We start from the raw sequence: 15491 nt of genomic DNA on the forward strand, positions 1-15491 counted from the left end.
CGGTCCGGCCCGGGCCGTACCTCGGTTCCGGGGGGTGTCGAGGGGCCCGGGCCGTACCTCGGTTCCGCGGGGCGTCGACGACCCCTTGAACCCAAGCTTCGGTTCCAGGGGGCGTCGAGCGGCCCGGCGGCCCGCATGCGGTGCCGGGCTCCCGGGCGGTGCGCGGGCCCGGGCGTCCGCCGCGGTGCCGGGCCCCGCACCCCCGCGGTGTCACAGGCGGTGCGCCGCCCCCGCCGGGGAGGCCCCCCTGGTGTCCAGGAAGATCTGCGCCTTGACCGCCAGGCCCTGCAGGTCGTACGTGCGGTGGTGCTGCAGCAGCACGGTGAGGTCCGCGGTGGCCGCCGCCTCGTACAGCGAGTCGGCGCGGGGTACCGGACGGTCGTGGACGCGCCAGTCCGTCACATAGGGGTCGTGGTAGCCGACCGAGGCGCCCAGCTCCATCAGGCGGCGCGCGATCTCGGGGGCGGGTGAGCCCTGCTGGTCGGCGAGGTCCGGCTTGTAGGTGACGCCGAGCAGCAGGATCCGGGCCGCGCGGGCCGACTTGCCGTGCTCGTTGAGCAGGGTCGCGCAGCGCTGGACGACGTAACCAGGCATCCGCTCGTTGATCTGGCCCGCGAGTTCGACGAGCGGCAGGGAGCGGTGCGGCCCGACCGTGCCGACGGGGTGGCCGTGCCCGCCCACCCCGGGACCGGGCCGGAAGGCCTGGAACCCGAACGGCTTGGTCTCGGCGCAGCGGATGACGTCCCAGAGGTCGACGCCGAGGTCGTGGCAGAGCACCGCCATCTCGTTGACCAGGGCGATGTTGACGTGCCGGAAGTTGGTCTCCAGGAGCTTGACGGCCTCTGCCTCGCGCAGTCCGCGGGCGCGGACCACCTTGTCGCTGACCCGGCTGTAGAAGGCCGCCGCCGACTCGGTGCAGGCCGGCGTCAGGCCGCCGATCACCTGCGGGGTGTTGGCCTGGCCGTGGGCGCGGTTGCCGGGGTCGAGCCGGCTGGGCGAGTACGCCAGATGGAAGTCGGCGCCCGCCCGCAGCCCCGAGCCCTCCTCCAGGATGGGCCGCAGATAGCCCTCCGTGGTGCCGGGCTCGACCGCGGACTCGAGCAGCACGGTGGTGTGCGGCCGCAGCCGCGCGGCCAGTGCCCGGGCGGCGTCGCCGACCGCCGAGAGGTCGAGCCTGCGGTCCGGTCCGAGGGGGGTGGGCGCGCAGATGACCGCGGTGCGCACCCGGCCCAGCTCGGCGGGGTCGGTGGTGGGCCGGAAGCCCCCCGAGAGCATCCGGCGGATCTCCGACGCGCTGAGGGAGCCGCTCACGGGCGGACGTCCCGCGGCGAGTTCGGCGGCGGGGCGTGGGTCGGGGTCGTAGCCGAGGGTCTTGATGCCCGCGGCTGCCGCGGCCTGGGCGAGGGGCAGTCCGAGGTGGCCGAGTCCGATGACGGCGAGATCTGCGGGCATGGCGGTGGGCCGTCCTTCCCAATAGCCGAGGGGCACGTGACGCGCAAGTCCTGTGGACAGAACGAGCAGGGGCAATGTCAGACTAGGAGTAAATATGACCGTTATGCGGTATTGCGCGCCTCTGGTCGCCCGAGTGTTGTCCACAGGCGGTGGCTGAAGTCCGGGAGTGCGGACAGAATCAAGTGTGTGGGCCCGACCAGTGGGGGCGACGGGAGGCACCGTGAGGACTGCGACGATGGGACCGGCACAGCGCGCCGAGGCCCTGGCCGCGATGGCGGAGCACGAGCTGGACGTGCTGGTGGTCGGTGGCGGGGTGGTCGGCGCGGGCACCGCGCTGGACGCGGTGACGCGCGGACTGTCCACCGCGATCGTCGAGGCGCGTGACTGGGCGTCGGGCACCTCGAGCAGATCCAGCAAGCTGATCCACGGCGGGCTGCGCTATCTGGAGATGCTGGACTTCGCGCTGGTGCGCGAGGCGCTCAAGGAGCGCGGACTGCTGCTGGAGCGGATCGCCCCGCACCTCGTGAAGCCCGTGCCCTTCCTCTACCCGCTCCAGCACAAGGGCTGGGAGCGGGTCTACGCCGGAGCGGGCGTCGCGCTGTACGACGCGATGTCGGTGTCCTCGGGTCACGGCCGCGGCCTGCCGGTGCACCGCCATCTCACCCGCAGGCACGCCCTCCGGGTGGCCCCGTGCCTGCGGAAGGACGCCCTGGTCGGTGCCCTGCAGTACTACGACGCCCAGATGGACGACTCCCGTTACGTGGCGAGCCTGGTGCGCACGGCCGCCGCGTACGGCGCGCTCGCCGCCAGCCGGGCACCCGTCATCGGCTTCCTGCGCGAGGGCGAGCGGGTCGTCGGCGCCCGGGTCAAGGACGTCGAGACGGGCGGGGAGTACGAGATCAGGGCGAAGCAGGTGGTGAACGCCACGGGGGTGTGGACCGACGACACCCAGGCCATGATCGGCGAGCGCGGGCAGTTCCACGTCCGGGCCTCCAAGGGCATCCATCTCGTGGTGCCCAAGGACCGGATCCACTCGGCCACCGGCCTGATCCTGCGCACCGAGAAGTCCGTCCTCTTCGTCATCCCGTGGGGCCGGCACTGGATCGTCGGCACCACGGACACCGAGTGGGACCTGGACAAGGCGCACCCGGCCGCCTCCAGCGCCGACATCGACTACCTGCTGGCGCAGGTGAATTCGGTGCTCGCCGTCCCGCTCACCCGCGACGACGTCGAGGGGGTGTACGCGGGGCTGCGCCCGCTGCTCGCCGGGGAGTCGGAGGCGACGAGCAAGCTCAGCCGCGAGCACACGGTGGCGCACCCGGTGCCCGGCCTGGTGGTGGTGGCCGGCGGCAAGTACACGACGTACCGGGTGATGGCGAAGGACGCGGTGGACGAGGCGGTGCACGGGCTGGACCGCCGGGTCGCGGAGTGCGTCACGGAGGACGTGCCGCTGCTGGGTGCCGAGGGCTACCGCGCCCTGTGGAACGCACGAGCGAGGATCGCGGAGCGGGCGGGGCTCCATGTCGCCCGCGTCGAGCACCTGCTGAACCGGTACGGGTCCATGACCGAGGAACTGCTGGAGCTCGTCGCGGCCGACCCCGGGCTGGGCCGCCCGCTGACCGGCGCCGACGACTACCTGCGGGCCGAAGTCGTCTACGCCGCCTCCCACGAGGGCGCCCGGCACCTCGACGACGTACTCACCCGGCGGACCCGCATATCCATCGAGACGTTCGACCGGGGCACGCGCTGCGCACGGGAGTGCGCCGAGCTGATGGCCCCGGTGCTCGGCTGGGACAAGGCGCAGATCGAGAAGGAAGTCGAGCACTACGAGAAGCGGGTGGAGGCCGAGCGCGAGTCGCAGTTGCAGCCCGACGACCTGACCGCCGACGCGGCGCGGCTGGGCGCGCCGGACATCGTCCCGATCTAGGATCCTGCGGAATCCCTTTCTCCGTAGCCTTCCTGACGCTCGATGGACCCGGGACTTCCACCGGTCCCGGAGTGAGAGAGAATGGGGGCTCTTCCAGGGCGGGTTACCGCATCGCGCGGGCGCGGCGGGCGCGGGCGAGGATCAGGGATCGCAGAGGGGACGCATGTCGGAGGCGAAGCGGGACACGGCACGGGAACCCCTTCGGGACACGCGGCGGGAGGGCGAGCGCGCCACCGGCGCGGACGCCACGGCGAGTTCGGCCGGGAAGCGGGCCGGGCGCACGGATGCGGGCTCCGGGTCCGGAGACGGCGGTCCGGACGGGACGGCGGACCGGGACGCGGCGCGGGACACGGCGGGAGAACCCGTGCGCGGTGCGTCGGGCGACGCGGCCCACCGGGACGGTGGCGCCGGGGCACAGAGCGTTGCCGCGGCCGAGGACGCGGGGCCGGATGCCGGGGGCACTCCGGCCGGGCCCGGCTCCGGTGGCGCGAACCCGCCGTTGGACGGCGGCGGTACGCGTGCGAAGCCCGCGGCCGGGCAGGCGGACCTGATGAAGGACGGTGGGTCACAGAGCACGGGCAGGCGGCCGGACCCCCGCCCCGGCGCCCCGGTGGCCGGTGCGGGATCCGGGCCGGCGGCGGAGCGCGCGGACCTGGCGAAGCCCGTGGACCTGGCGGAGCCCGCGGCGGAGGAGCCGGGCAGCCGTTCGGCGGCGGAGGAACCGGACAGCCGTGCGGCACTCCCGGCCGCCTCGCGGGGCACGGGCCGCGGCGCCGGTACGGGCGGGGCCGCGGACGCCGGGTCCGGCCCGGCGGGAGCCGGTGCCGCGGATGCAGCGGATGCAGCCGGTGCCGCGGATGCAGCGGGTGCCGCGGGCAAGGGCGGCCGGGGCTCCGCGAAAAGGCCGGCGGAGAGGGCGGCGGACAGCGGGACTTCCGGGCGGGGCGAGGCGAAGACGGCGGCCGGGGCTCCCGGTTCGGCCGGCCGGCCGGGTGCCGCGCAGGCCGCATCGGCCTCCTCACGGCCCGCGCCGACCGCCGAAGGGCGGCTGCTGGCGGGCCGGTACCGGCTCGGAGGCGTGCTCGGGCGCGGCGGCATGGGCACCGTCTGGCGGGCCGACGACGAAACGCTCGGCCGCACGGTCGCCGTGAAGGAACTGCGCTTCCCCAACAGCATCGACGAGGACGAGAAGCGCCGTCTCATCACCCGCACCCTCCGTGAGGCGAAGGCCATCGCCCGGATCCGCAACACCGGGGCCGTGACGGTCTACGACGTCGTCGACGAGGACGACCGCCCGTGGATCGTGATGGAACTCATCGAGGGCAAGTCGCTCGCGGAGGCCATCCGCGAGGACGGCGTCCTGACGCCCCGGCGGGCCGCCGAGGTCGGTCTCGCCATCCTCGACGTCCTCCGGTCCGCGCACCGGGAGGGCATCCTGCACCGCGATGTGAAGCCGTCCAACGTCCTCATCTCCTCCGACGGCAGGGTCGTGCTCACCGACTTCGGCATCGCCCAGGTCGAGGGCGACCCGTCGATCACCTCCACCGGCATGCTCGTCGGCGCGCCCTCGTACATCTCCCCGGAGCGCGCCCGGGGCCACAAACCCGGTCCGGCCGCCGACCTGTGGTCGCTGGGCGGACTGCTGTACGCGAGCGTGGAGGGCTGCCCCCCGTACGACAAGGGTTCGGCCATCGCGACGCTGACCGCGGTGATGACCGAACCGCTCGACCCACCGAAGAACGCCGGGCCGCTCGAGGAGGTCATCTACGGCCTGCTCGCCAAGGACCCGGCTCAGCGGCTCGACGACGCGGGCGCCCGTGCGCTGCTGCGGAGCGTGATCGACACCCCGGAGCGCCCGGCGGAGCCCGCGCCCTCACCCGAGGCGACCCGGGTCGTCGCCCTGCCTCCCGTCCCGCCGGAGTCGGCCGCTCCCGCCCGGGAGCGGGCCAGGGAGGCCGCCGACGCGGCGGCCGAGCGGGTCCGCGGAGCGCTCCGCTCCGTGCGGAACGCGGCGAAGACCGAGGCCGGGCAGCCGGTGGGCAGGGGCGGCGCCCCCGACCCCTCGGCCACACGCACCGCCACCCGGACGTCCCCCGCGCGGGCATCGCTCACCGACGTGGTGCCGCGGCGCACCCTGGTGGTCGTCGCGGTGGTCGCCGTGCTCGCGGTGCTGTCGACCGTGCTCGTCGTCGCGCTGGGCGGGGACGGTGACCAGGGCGGGCAGAACAGCCCCAAGAGCGACACCGCCTCCGCCGGGGCCGCCGCGGGCGGCGACGCCCAGGACGACGGCGGCAAGGGCGACGGCGGCAGCGCGGGGAGCGACGCCGGTACGGGCGACGGCCGGGCCACGGGTGACGGTCAGGCCACGGGCGACGCCGGTGAGGACGGCGGGGGCACGGGCGGAGCCCAGCCGTCCGGCGGCACGGACCCCGGGGCCCCCGCCGCCGGCGCGCTCCCGGCCGGGTACGCGATGGTGTCGAACGATCAGTTCCACTTCACCATGGCGATGCCGAAGTCCTTCCGCCGCACGGGCACCGCGGGCGTGAACTCGGGAGCGATCTTCAGCGCGGACGGCGGCTTCCCGCGCGTCCAGGTGGACTTCACCGACAGCCCCAAGGCGGACGCAGCGGCCGCCTGGAACGCCGCGCGGTCCGCGGTGAGCGGCAGCAGCGACGGCTACAAGCACCTCGGCATCAAGCCCGTCGCGTACAAGGGCTATCCGACGGTCGCCGACTGGAGCTTCGAGCGCAACCAGCTCGGCGAGCGGGTCCGGGTGCTCAACCGCGGCTTCAAGGTCGACGCCGGGCGCGGCTACTCGATCATGATCAGCTGCGCGGCGGGCGAGTGGGACGGCGCGGAGTGCCGCACACTCCGGGACACGGCGTTCGCCACGTTCGCCCCGAAGGGCTGAGAGGTTCGGCCCCAAGGACTGGGCACGCCACGTATCGTGAGAGGTCGTGGACCGAGCGCAGCCGCAAGAGGCCGGTGAGCGACCGGAATTGACGGCTTCGTGCGGTCCGCGGGACCGGGAGCGCGGCTCTGGCGACCAGGGCCGCGCGCGACCGACCATGGCACCGGTCCGGGACCCGTGGTGGGAACGCCCCGCCGACGGGGCACGGGGAGCACCGGGCCGGAAAAGCTGCACGCTGGTGGGAGGCGTCGTGGACGACTACGCGGGAAGGGTGCTGGCCGACCGCTACCGGCTGCCCCTGCCGCCCTCCGACGAGTACGAACTCGTCGAGACGCGCGCCTTCGACACCTACAGCGGCCAGGAAGTCCTCGTGCGGCAGGTCCCGTTGCCGGAGGTCGTCGAGGCCGAGGTGCTGGACGACCAGGGGGGCACCGGCCTCCCCTCGCCGCGCCGGGCCTCCGGGCGCACCACCCGCAGGCCGACCGATCCGGCGGTGCGGCGGGCCGTGGAGGCCGCGCAGGCCGCCGCGCAGATCCCCGACCATCCGCGGCTCGACCAGGTCTTCGACGTCTTCGCCGAGGACGGGTCGCTGTGGATAGTGAGTGAGCTGGTCGCCGCCCGTCCGCTCGCGGCGATGCTCGCGGAGCGGCCGCTGAACCCCTACCGGGCCGCGGAGATCGGCGCGGACGTGCTCACGGCTTTGCGCGCCCTCCACGCGCACGGCTGGACCCACCGGAACATCACCGTCCGCACGGTGCTCGTGTGCGACGACGGCCGCGTCGTGCTGACCGGCCTCGCTGCGGGCGCCGCGGAGGAGGCCCTCTGCGGGTACGCGCCGGTCCCGGACCCCGAGGCGGGGATCGAGGAGGCCGAGCCGGTCGATGCGCAGGTCGATCCGCCCGTCCATGCTCCGGTCCATGCGCCGTACGGGTCGCCGCAGGGGCCGTCGTACGAGCCGCGTCGAGGTCCGTCGTACGAGCCGTCTCGTCCGGCCGGGCCGGTGCCGCCGGGCCCCGGCGGGCAGCGGCCCCCGGGCCCGGCAGCGCACGAGGCGGAGCCTCACCGCACCCCGCCCCCTCACGAGCGGCCGCCCGCACCCGCGTCCCCGCCGGACCCGGCGCCCGGACCGGTCCTCCCCGGCCGCGGCGCCGCGGCCCGGTACGTCCCTCCCGCGTACGGCCCCGGGTTCGGCGGCGGCCGGGACGATGCGCGTGCCGCGCGGGCCGGTGCCATCGCCGCCTACCGGGCGGGTACCCGCGCCGCCGCCCGGATCAGCGAGGAGAACCGGCGGGGACCGGCCCGCGGCGAGGGCGGGCCGGACGAGGCCGTCAGTGCCGCCACGGCGGCCGGCGAGGGCGACCGGACGGCCCTGCCGCCCGCGGGCGGGCCGGCCGGCATCGGACGGCTGCACCACCCCGGCGTACGGGACGAGCGGTACGAACGGGGCGCCGCGGAAGGCTCCGGGACGCCCCCCGGCAGCGTCGTGCCCCCGCCCCGCTCCGGTGCGGCCCTGCCCGCCCAGCGCGCCGCCCTGCCCGCCCCCCAGTGGTGGTCCCGCCCCGGCGACGGCGCCGCCGAGTACGCCCACGACACCGGGTACCCCCGCGGCGCCTACGACGCCCGCGACGCGCAGGTCCCTCACGACGCCCACGACGCCGAGTACCCCCACGACGCCCACGACGCCGGGGACGCCGGCGCCGCCGGGAACCCCCACGACGCTTACGACGCCCACGGCACCCACGACACCGAGGGCACCCACGACACCCACGACACCCACGACACCCAGGGCGCCGGGTACCCGGACGAGCACCGCGCCCCGGGTGACGGTGACGGCCCTTACGGCGGAGCCCCTCAGGACCCGCCCGGCGGTCCCCGGCGAGCCCGGCTCGCGGGTGTCTGGCGCGACGGGCCCGGCCCCGCCTCGGACGGGTCGGCTCCGGTGCCGGCCGGCGGCGGTGCGGCCGGGTACGGGGGCAACGCCCGCGACGCGCTGCGCGCCGACGCCCAGCGGGGGGCCGACGCGTACGGCGGTGTGCGGCCCGTCTCCCCGGGCGGCCGCTGGGACGAGGTCGTCGCCGCCGGAGCGCCCCCGGCGGAGTACCGAGGGCCCACCACACCGCTCGCCGCCGAGCGCGCCCGGCAGACCCGGATCGCGGTCGTCGGCGCGGTCACCGAGCGCTGGGCACCCGAGCAGGCCGGCCCGGTCCACGAGAACTGGCAGCTGGCCCCGCCCATCGGCCCGGCCACCGACCTGTGGGCGCTCGGCGCCCTGCTGTACCGCGCGGTGCAGGGCCACGCCCCGTACCCGGAGGAGAACGCGGCCGAACTGGTGCAGCTGGTCTGCGCCGAGCCGCCGGCGTTCGCCGAGGAGTGCGGTCCGCTGCGTCCCGTCGTGGAGTCCCTGCTGCGTCAGGACCCCACCGAGCGACCCGACTTCGAGGAGCTGCGGGGCTGGCTGCGGTCGCTCGTACGCTCCGCCCCGGAGCCCGACGCGGGCGCCGAAGTGGTTCCGCTTCCCTCCGTCGACGGCACCCGCCTCCCCGTCGTACGGCGCAGGGGGGAGCTGGTCCGCAGGCGCCGCGGCGGTTCAGCCGAACTCCGCGGCCGGCACCGCCACAAGAAGGCCAGGGAACCCCGGGAATCCAGGGAACCCCGGGAGCACCGGGACCCAGGGGGCCGCCGTGACCGGCCGGGGCGCAGCCCGCGCTCGCTGGGCCGGATGCTGCTCGTCCTGATCCTGCTCGCTCTCGCCGCCGCCGTCGCCTACGCGGTGCTGTTCATGCCCAAGGCCGGCTCCGGGTCCACGTCCTCGTCGGCACCGGTGTCATCCTCGTCCGCACCGGCCTCGTCCTCGCCCCGGGTGCCGGACCGGCCGGGCGGCCCCGCCGGCGAGGCCGGCGGCGGCCCGTCCCCGGACGGGAAGGGGCCGCAGACCTCGGCGCCCGCCGTGGACCTCGCCGAGGGCTATGTCGTCCGGGTGGACCCCGAGGGCTTCCGGATCGGTGTCGACAAGACCTGGCAGCGCAGACCCGTGAACGACAGCGGACAGGTCCGCTACATCGGTGGGGACTTCACGCTCATCGTCGTCCCCGGCCGGGACTCCGTCGGGGAGAACGGCTCGGACCCGATGGCGTACCAGCGCGACAGGGAGCGCGAGCTCCAGCCGTTCCGCGACTCCTCCTGGTCCACGGCCTCCGGGCTGCGCCGGATCGACGTGGGCAAACAGGCCATGGCGGAGGGCCAGTTCACCTGGCAGGACAGCACCGGACGCGAGGTGTACGTACGCAACCTCGCCATGATCGTCGGTGACCGGTACCACGTGCTGCAGGTGATCGGGCCCGAGGGCCAGCGGGACAAGGTCACCGAGATCTACCAGCAGGCCACGGCCGCGTACCGCGCCGCGAGTTGACCTCGTCCGGTGCGTCGCCGCCGCTGCGGCCTTCCCGACCGCGCGCCGCAACCACCGCATCACGGTGCGAGTTGCTGAGGCGCCCCTGGTTCCGTACACGTACCTCCCCTCCGTAACCTGGGAATCCAAGAAACGGGGCGGAGCACGTGGAACAGGCACAGAGCGCGGGGACGGCAGCGGGACTTCTGCTGGCGGGCCGGTACCGGCTGACCGAGAGCATCGGCCGCGGAGGCATGGGCAAGGTCTGGCGCGCGCAGGACGAGGTCCTCCACCGGACCGTCGCCGTCAAGGAACTGACCGCCGGTCTGTACGTGTCCGAGGCCGACCGCAGGGTGCTGCACGCGCGTACCCAGAAGGAGGCCCGCGCGGCCGCCCGGATCAGCCACCCCGGCGTCGTCACCGTGCACGACGTACTGGAGTACGACGGCCGTCCGTGGATCGTGATGCAGTACGTCGACGGCCCGTCACTCGCCGACTCGACCGCGGAGTCCGGCCGGGTCGAGCCGGCCGAGGCCGCCCGGATCGGGCTGCACGTCCTCGGCGCGCTGCGTGCCGCGCACGCCGCCGGTGTGCTGCACCGGGACGTCAAGCCCGGCAATGTGCTGCTCGCCTCGGACGGGCGGGTTCTCCTCACCGACTTCGGGATCGCCGCGATCGAGGGCGACGCCACCATCACCAGGACCGGGGAACTCGTCGGCTCCATCGACTACCTGGCCCCCGAGCGGGTCCGCGGAGGCGATCCCGGTCCCGCCTCGGACCTGTGGTCCCTGGGCGCCACCCTCTACGCGGCGGTCGAGGGGAGGTCGCCGTTCCGGTGCACGTCCCCGCTGTCCACGATGCAGGCGGTGGTGACGGAGGAGCATCCGCCACCGCGGCACGCGGGAGCGCTGGAGCCGGTCATCGCGGCGCTGCTCCGCAAGGAGCCCGAGCAGCGCCCGCCCGCCGACGAGCTCGAACGGATGCTGCGGGAGGTGATGGAGGGCCGGCGGCCCAGGGCGGCGCAGGCGTTCGTACCGGCACGGACCGCCGATCCCGCGGAGCGGCCCGTGCCGACCGCACTGCTGACCGGGCCCATGTCGTCCCCGGGGCCCGGGGTACCCGCGCCGAAACGTTCCGGTGCCTGGCGCCGGGTGGTCGTCGTGGCCGTCCTCGCGGGCGTGACCGGTGCCGCCGCCGGATTCCTCGCCCTGCGGTACGGCAGCGGCGGCGGAAGCCCCGGTACCGGCGCCGCCAAGTCGCCCACCGCCTCCGGCACCCCGACCGGCACCCCGACCGGCACCCCGGGCACGGCGGCGGGGCCCGGGGACGGGCAGCAGTGGCAGCGGGTGCGGGACCCGGAGGGCTTCAGCCTGCTGGTACCGGCGGGCTGGTCCCGCCAGCGGGCCGGCGACCAGATCGACTACACACCCGACGGCGGCCGCCGGCTCATCCGCATCAGCATCGACCGGACGCCCGACTTCGAGAACCCGTACCTCCACATGCTCGACGTCGAGAAGACCGTCAAGAAGCGGCTGCCCGAGTACCGGCGGCTGAGGCTCGACCAGAACGCCTTCCGGGACCGGGAGAAGTCCGCCCTGTGGGAGTTCACCTGGACCGAGACCAAGGACAACGCGGGTGAGCGGCGCGCCATCGACCAGGTCTACTTCGGCGACGACGGCACCGAGTACGCGCTCTACATGTCCAGCCCGGCCGAGGAGTGGACGACGACCCGGCAGCGCTTCGACAGGATGGTGCAGAGCTTCCAGCCCACTACCGGGTGATCCGGCCCTGCCGCGGCCGGTGCACCGCCCCCGCGGGCGGGAGGCCGGAAAGGCCCGGCGGGGATCCTCCGCCTTCCCCCGGCGGAGGCGTGGAAGGGGCCGGGCGGGATCGCCGACCGCTCCCGGTGGGAGGAGCACGCAGAGCCCGTGATTGCGGCCCCGGTGACGGCGCGGCCCGTCACAAGCCCCTGATCAGGGCTTATCTGCCAGCGATCACTGGCGCAATGTGAGGGCCTGGCGAAAAGCTGTTACTGACGGGTACCCAAAGCCTTGATTGCGTCATACTCTCGCCCCCATGACGGACTCGCAGGCCCCCGCCGCCCCGCACACCGGCGCCCTCGGCACCAACCCCACCGCCGCCGCCCCGGCCGGCGCGCGCACCGCCGCCGACGTGGTCACACCCGAGGTGGTCGCCCAGCTCACCCGGGGCGTCGTCGGCTCCGGCCGTACCGCCAACCACACCCCGTTCACCGGTGAGAAGCTGGCGGACCTGCCCGAGTCCACCCCCGAGGACGTGGCCGAGGCCTTCGCCCGCGCCCGGGCCGCCCAGCCCGTCTGGGCCGCGACCTCCCCGCGCGCCCGCGCCGCCGTGCTGCTGCGCTTCCACGACCTGGTCCTGGAACGCCAGGCCGAGGTGCTCGACCTCATCCAGCTGGAGACGGGCAAGGCCAGGCTGCACGCCCACGAGGAGGTCCTGGCCGTCGCCGTCGCCGCCCGCCACTACGGCCGGAAAGCGCCCTCGTACCTGAGGCCCAGGCGGCACACCGGCGTGGTCCCCGTCCTCACCAAGACCACCGAGCTGCGCCAGCCGCGGGGGGTCGTGGGCCAGATCGCCCCCTGGAACTACCCGCTGGAGCTGTCGGTCGGCGACGCGCTGCCCGCGTTCGTCTCCGGCAACGCCGTCGTGATGAAGCCCGACACCGAGACCGCGCTGACCGCACTCTGGGCCCGTGACCTGCTCGTCGAGGCAGGGCTCCCGGCGGACGTCTTCCAGGTCGTCCTCGGCGACGGCCCGGTCGTCGGCCCCGAGGTCGTACGGCACGCCGACTACGTCTCGTTCACGGGCTCCACCCGCACCGGCCGCGAGGTCGCGCAGGGCGCCGCCGCCCGTCTCGTCGGCGTCTCCCTCGAACTCGGCGGGAAGAACGCGATGCTGGTGCTGCACGACGCCGACGTCGACAAGGCCGCGGCGGGCGCCGTCCGGGCCTGCTTCTCCTCGGCCGGGCAGCTCTGCATCTCCATCGAGCGGCTGTATGTGCACGAGTCGGTAGCCGACGCGTTCGTGGAGCGCTTCGCGGCCCGCACGAAGGCCATGCGGCTGGGCAGCGCCCTCGCCTACGGCGCGGACATGGGCTCCCTGGTGGGCGAGCGCCAGCTGGAGACGGTCAAGCGACACGTCGAGGAGGCCGTCGCCAAGGGCGCCAGGCTCGTCGCGGGCGGCGTCCACCGCACCGACGTCGGCCCGCTGTTCTACGAGCCGACCATCCTCGACGGGGTGGAGGCGCCGATGTCCGTCTGCACCGAGGAGACGTTCGGACCGGTGGTGTCCATCTACCGGTTCACCGACGAGGACGACGTCATCGAGCAGGCCAACGCCACGCCGTACGGCCTCAACTCCAGTGTCTGGACCAGGGACGGCAAGCGCGGCCACGCGGTCGCCGCCCGGCTGCGCACCGGCACCGTCAACATCAACGAGGGCTACGCCCCCGCCTACGGCAGTGTGCAGTCGCCGATGGGCGGCATGAAGGACTCCGGGCTGAGCCGGCGGCACGGCTCCGAGGGCATCCTCAAGTACACCGAGGCCCAGACCGTGGCACAGCAGCGGCTGATCCCGCTCGCCCCGTCCTTCGGTATGGACGACGAGAAGTACGCGGCGTTCATGAGCACGTCCCTGAAGGTGATGAAGGCCCTGCGGCTGCGCTAGCGCTCCCGGCACCCGCACGTTTTCCACGAGGAGAGCCATGTCCGAGGACTTCCCTGCCCGGGTTCCGGGTGACCAGGCCGAGCGTGACACGGATTCCGCCCGCGGCACGGATTCCGCCCGCGGCACGGATTCCGCCCGCGGCACGGATTCCGCCCGCGGCACGGATTCCGCCCGCGGCACGGATTCCGCCCGCGGCACGGATTCCGCCCACGGCACGGATCCCGCCCACGGCAAGGACTTCGCCCACGCCACGGATTCCGCGCACGCCGCGGATTCCGCGTACGACGACTCCGCGTACGACTACGACGTGGTCGTCGTCGGCTCGGGCTTCGGCGGATCGGTCTCCGCGCTGCGTCTCACCGAGAAGGGCTACCGCGTCGGCGTCCTGGAGGCGGGCCGCCGCTTCACCCGGGAGACCCTCCCCAAGAACTCCTGGGACCTGCGCAACTACCTCTGGGCCCCGGCCCTCGGCCTCTTCGGCATCCAGCGCATCCATCTGCTGGGCAATGTGATGGTGCTCGCCGGAGCGGGAGTCGGCGGCGGGTCCCTCAACTACGCCAACACCCTCTACGTGCCGCCCGCGCCGTTCTTCAACGACCCGCAGTGGAAGGACATCACGGACTGGCAGGAGGAACTGAGGCCCTACTACGACCAGGCCAAGCGGATGCTCGGGGTACGGCTCAACCCGACCATGACCCCGTCGGACGTCCATCTGAAGGCCACGGCGCAGGCGATGGGCGTCGGCGACACCTTCCACATGGCGCCGGTCGGCGTCTTCTTCGGCGACGGCAGGGACGCCGCGGGCGACGACGGCACCGGTACGGCGAAGGCCGAGCCCGGGGCCGAGGTCCCCGACCCGTACTTCGGCGGCGCCGGGCCCTCGCGTCGCGCCTGCACGGAGTGCGGCGAGTGCATGACGGGCTGCCGCCACGGAGCCAAGAACACCCTGAACGAGAACTACCTCCACCTCGCCGAGAGGGCGGGTGCCGTCATCCACCCCATGACGTCGGTGGTCTCCGTGCGCGAGGACTCCCGGGGCGGCTTCGCGGTCGGGACCGTGCCCAGCGACAACCGGCGCAGGGGCGCGGGCCGCACGTTCACGGCCCGCCGGGTCGTCGTCGCCGCCGGCACGTACGGCACCCAGACCCTGCTGCACCGGATGAGGGACGACGGGCTGCTGCCGCGGATCTCCGCCCGGCTCGGCGAGCTGACCCGCACCAACTCCGAGGCCATCGTCGGCGCCCAGACCGACGACCGGCGCTACCGCAAGCGCCACGGCAAGGACAGGGTGGACTTCACCCGGGGCGTCGCCATCACGTCCTCGATCCACCCGGACGCCAGCACCCACATCGAGCCGGTCCGCTACGGCAAGGGCTCCAACGCGATGGGCGGGATGACCGTCCTCCAGGTCCCGTACAGTTCGCGGCGCGTCCTGGCCTGGTTCGCCAACTGCGCCCGCCACCCGTTGCGCACCGTCCGGGCCCTGTCCAACCGCCGCTGGTCGGAGCGGACCATCATCGGCCTGGTGATGCAGTCCCTGGACAACTCGCTGACGACGTACCGCAAGCCCAGTGGTGTCGGCAAGGGTCTGCTGACGGCACGTCAGGGTCATGGAGCCCCTAACCCCGGCCAGATACCCGAGGCCACCCGCGCCGCGACGCTCCTCGCCGAGGAGATCAACGGCTTCGCCGGATCCAACATCGGCGAACTCGTCGGCACCCCGCTCACCGCCCACTTCCTCGGCGGCTGCCCCATCGGGGCCTCGGCGGAGACCGGCGTCATCGATCCGTACCACCGCCTGTACGGGCACCCGGGCATATCGGTCGTCGACGGGGCCGCGGTGTCCGCCAACCTCGGAGTGAACCCGTCCCTGACGATCACGGCCCAGGCGGAGCGAGCGATGTCGTTCTGGCCCAACAAGGGCGAGCAGGACCTCCGCCCCGTGCAGGGCGCCGGCTACGAACGCCTGGCCCCGGTCGCGCCCAAGGCCCCGGCCGTTCCCGCGGACGCCTTCGGGGCTTTGAACCTCCCCTTCCTCGGTGTGCCGACGGTCCCGCCGAAGTCCTCCTGAAACGGCGAGGGATCTCCCCGGCCGGAGTCCTCCTGAA

Annotated in this window: 7 protein-coding genes; 6 read left to right on the top strand and 1 reads right to left on the bottom strand. The window is 74.3% G+C overall.

All coding sequences use genetic code 11. From position 1 onward, the window contains the following. Window positions 1-210: 210 nt before the first annotated feature. Complete coding sequence (locus tag DDW44_RS18335) at window positions 211-1452, bottom strand: nucleotide sugar dehydrogenase (RefSeq protein WP_108907089.1); 1242 nt, start codon at window positions 1450-1452, stop codon at window positions 211-213. Between the two features lie 220 nt (window positions 1453-1672). On the opposite strand from DDW44_RS18335, the gene DDW44_RS18340 reads away from it, so the two are divergent. The 6 genes from DDW44_RS18340 to DDW44_RS18365 all read left to right on the top strand — a co-directional run bounded on the left by DDW44_RS18340 (window position 1673) and on the right by DDW44_RS18365 (window position 15454). Continuing rightward, window positions 1673-3379 carry a glycerol-3-phosphate dehydrogenase/oxidase gene (locus DDW44_RS18340; protein WP_026165079.1) on the top strand — a complete coding sequence of 569 codons (1707 nt, stop codon included), beginning with the start codon at window positions 1673-1675 and terminating at the stop codon, window positions 3377-3379. Between the two features lie 163 nt (window positions 3380-3542). Further along, window positions 3543-6290: a serine/threonine protein kinase gene (locus DDW44_RS18345; protein WP_108907090.1), complete on the top strand. Its 2748-nt coding sequence runs from the start codon at window positions 3543-3545 to the stop codon at window positions 6288-6290. A gap of 250 nt (window positions 6291-6540) precedes the next feature. Next, a complete protein-coding gene (locus tag DDW44_RS18350; protein ID WP_108908870.1) occupies window positions 6541-9699 on the top strand; it encodes a protein kinase in 3159 nt (1052 codons plus the stop codon). Between the two features lie 146 nt (window positions 9700-9845). Then, window positions 9846-11459, top strand: coding sequence for a serine/threonine-protein kinase (locus tag DDW44_RS18355; protein WP_108907091.1), 1614 nt, complete (start codon window positions 9846-9848; stop codon window positions 11457-11459). 295 nt (window positions 11460-11754) lie between these two features. After that, window positions 11755-13383 (top strand): succinic semialdehyde dehydrogenase, encoded by a 1629-nt coding sequence (locus tag DDW44_RS18360; protein ID WP_108907092.1) that lies wholly within the window; start codon window positions 11755-11757, stop codon window positions 13381-13383. A 37-nt stretch (window positions 13384-13420) separates the two neighbouring features. Continuing rightward, entirely contained in the window at window positions 13421-15454 is a 2034-nt protein-coding gene (locus tag DDW44_RS18365) for a GMC family oxidoreductase (protein WP_108907093.1), read from the top strand. Window positions 15455-15491 lie beyond the last annotated feature (37 nt).

The organism is Streptomyces tirandamycinicus, assembly GCF_003097515.1.
GTDB lineage: Bacteria > Actinomycetota > Actinomycetes > Streptomycetales > Streptomycetaceae > Streptomyces > Streptomyces tirandamycinicus.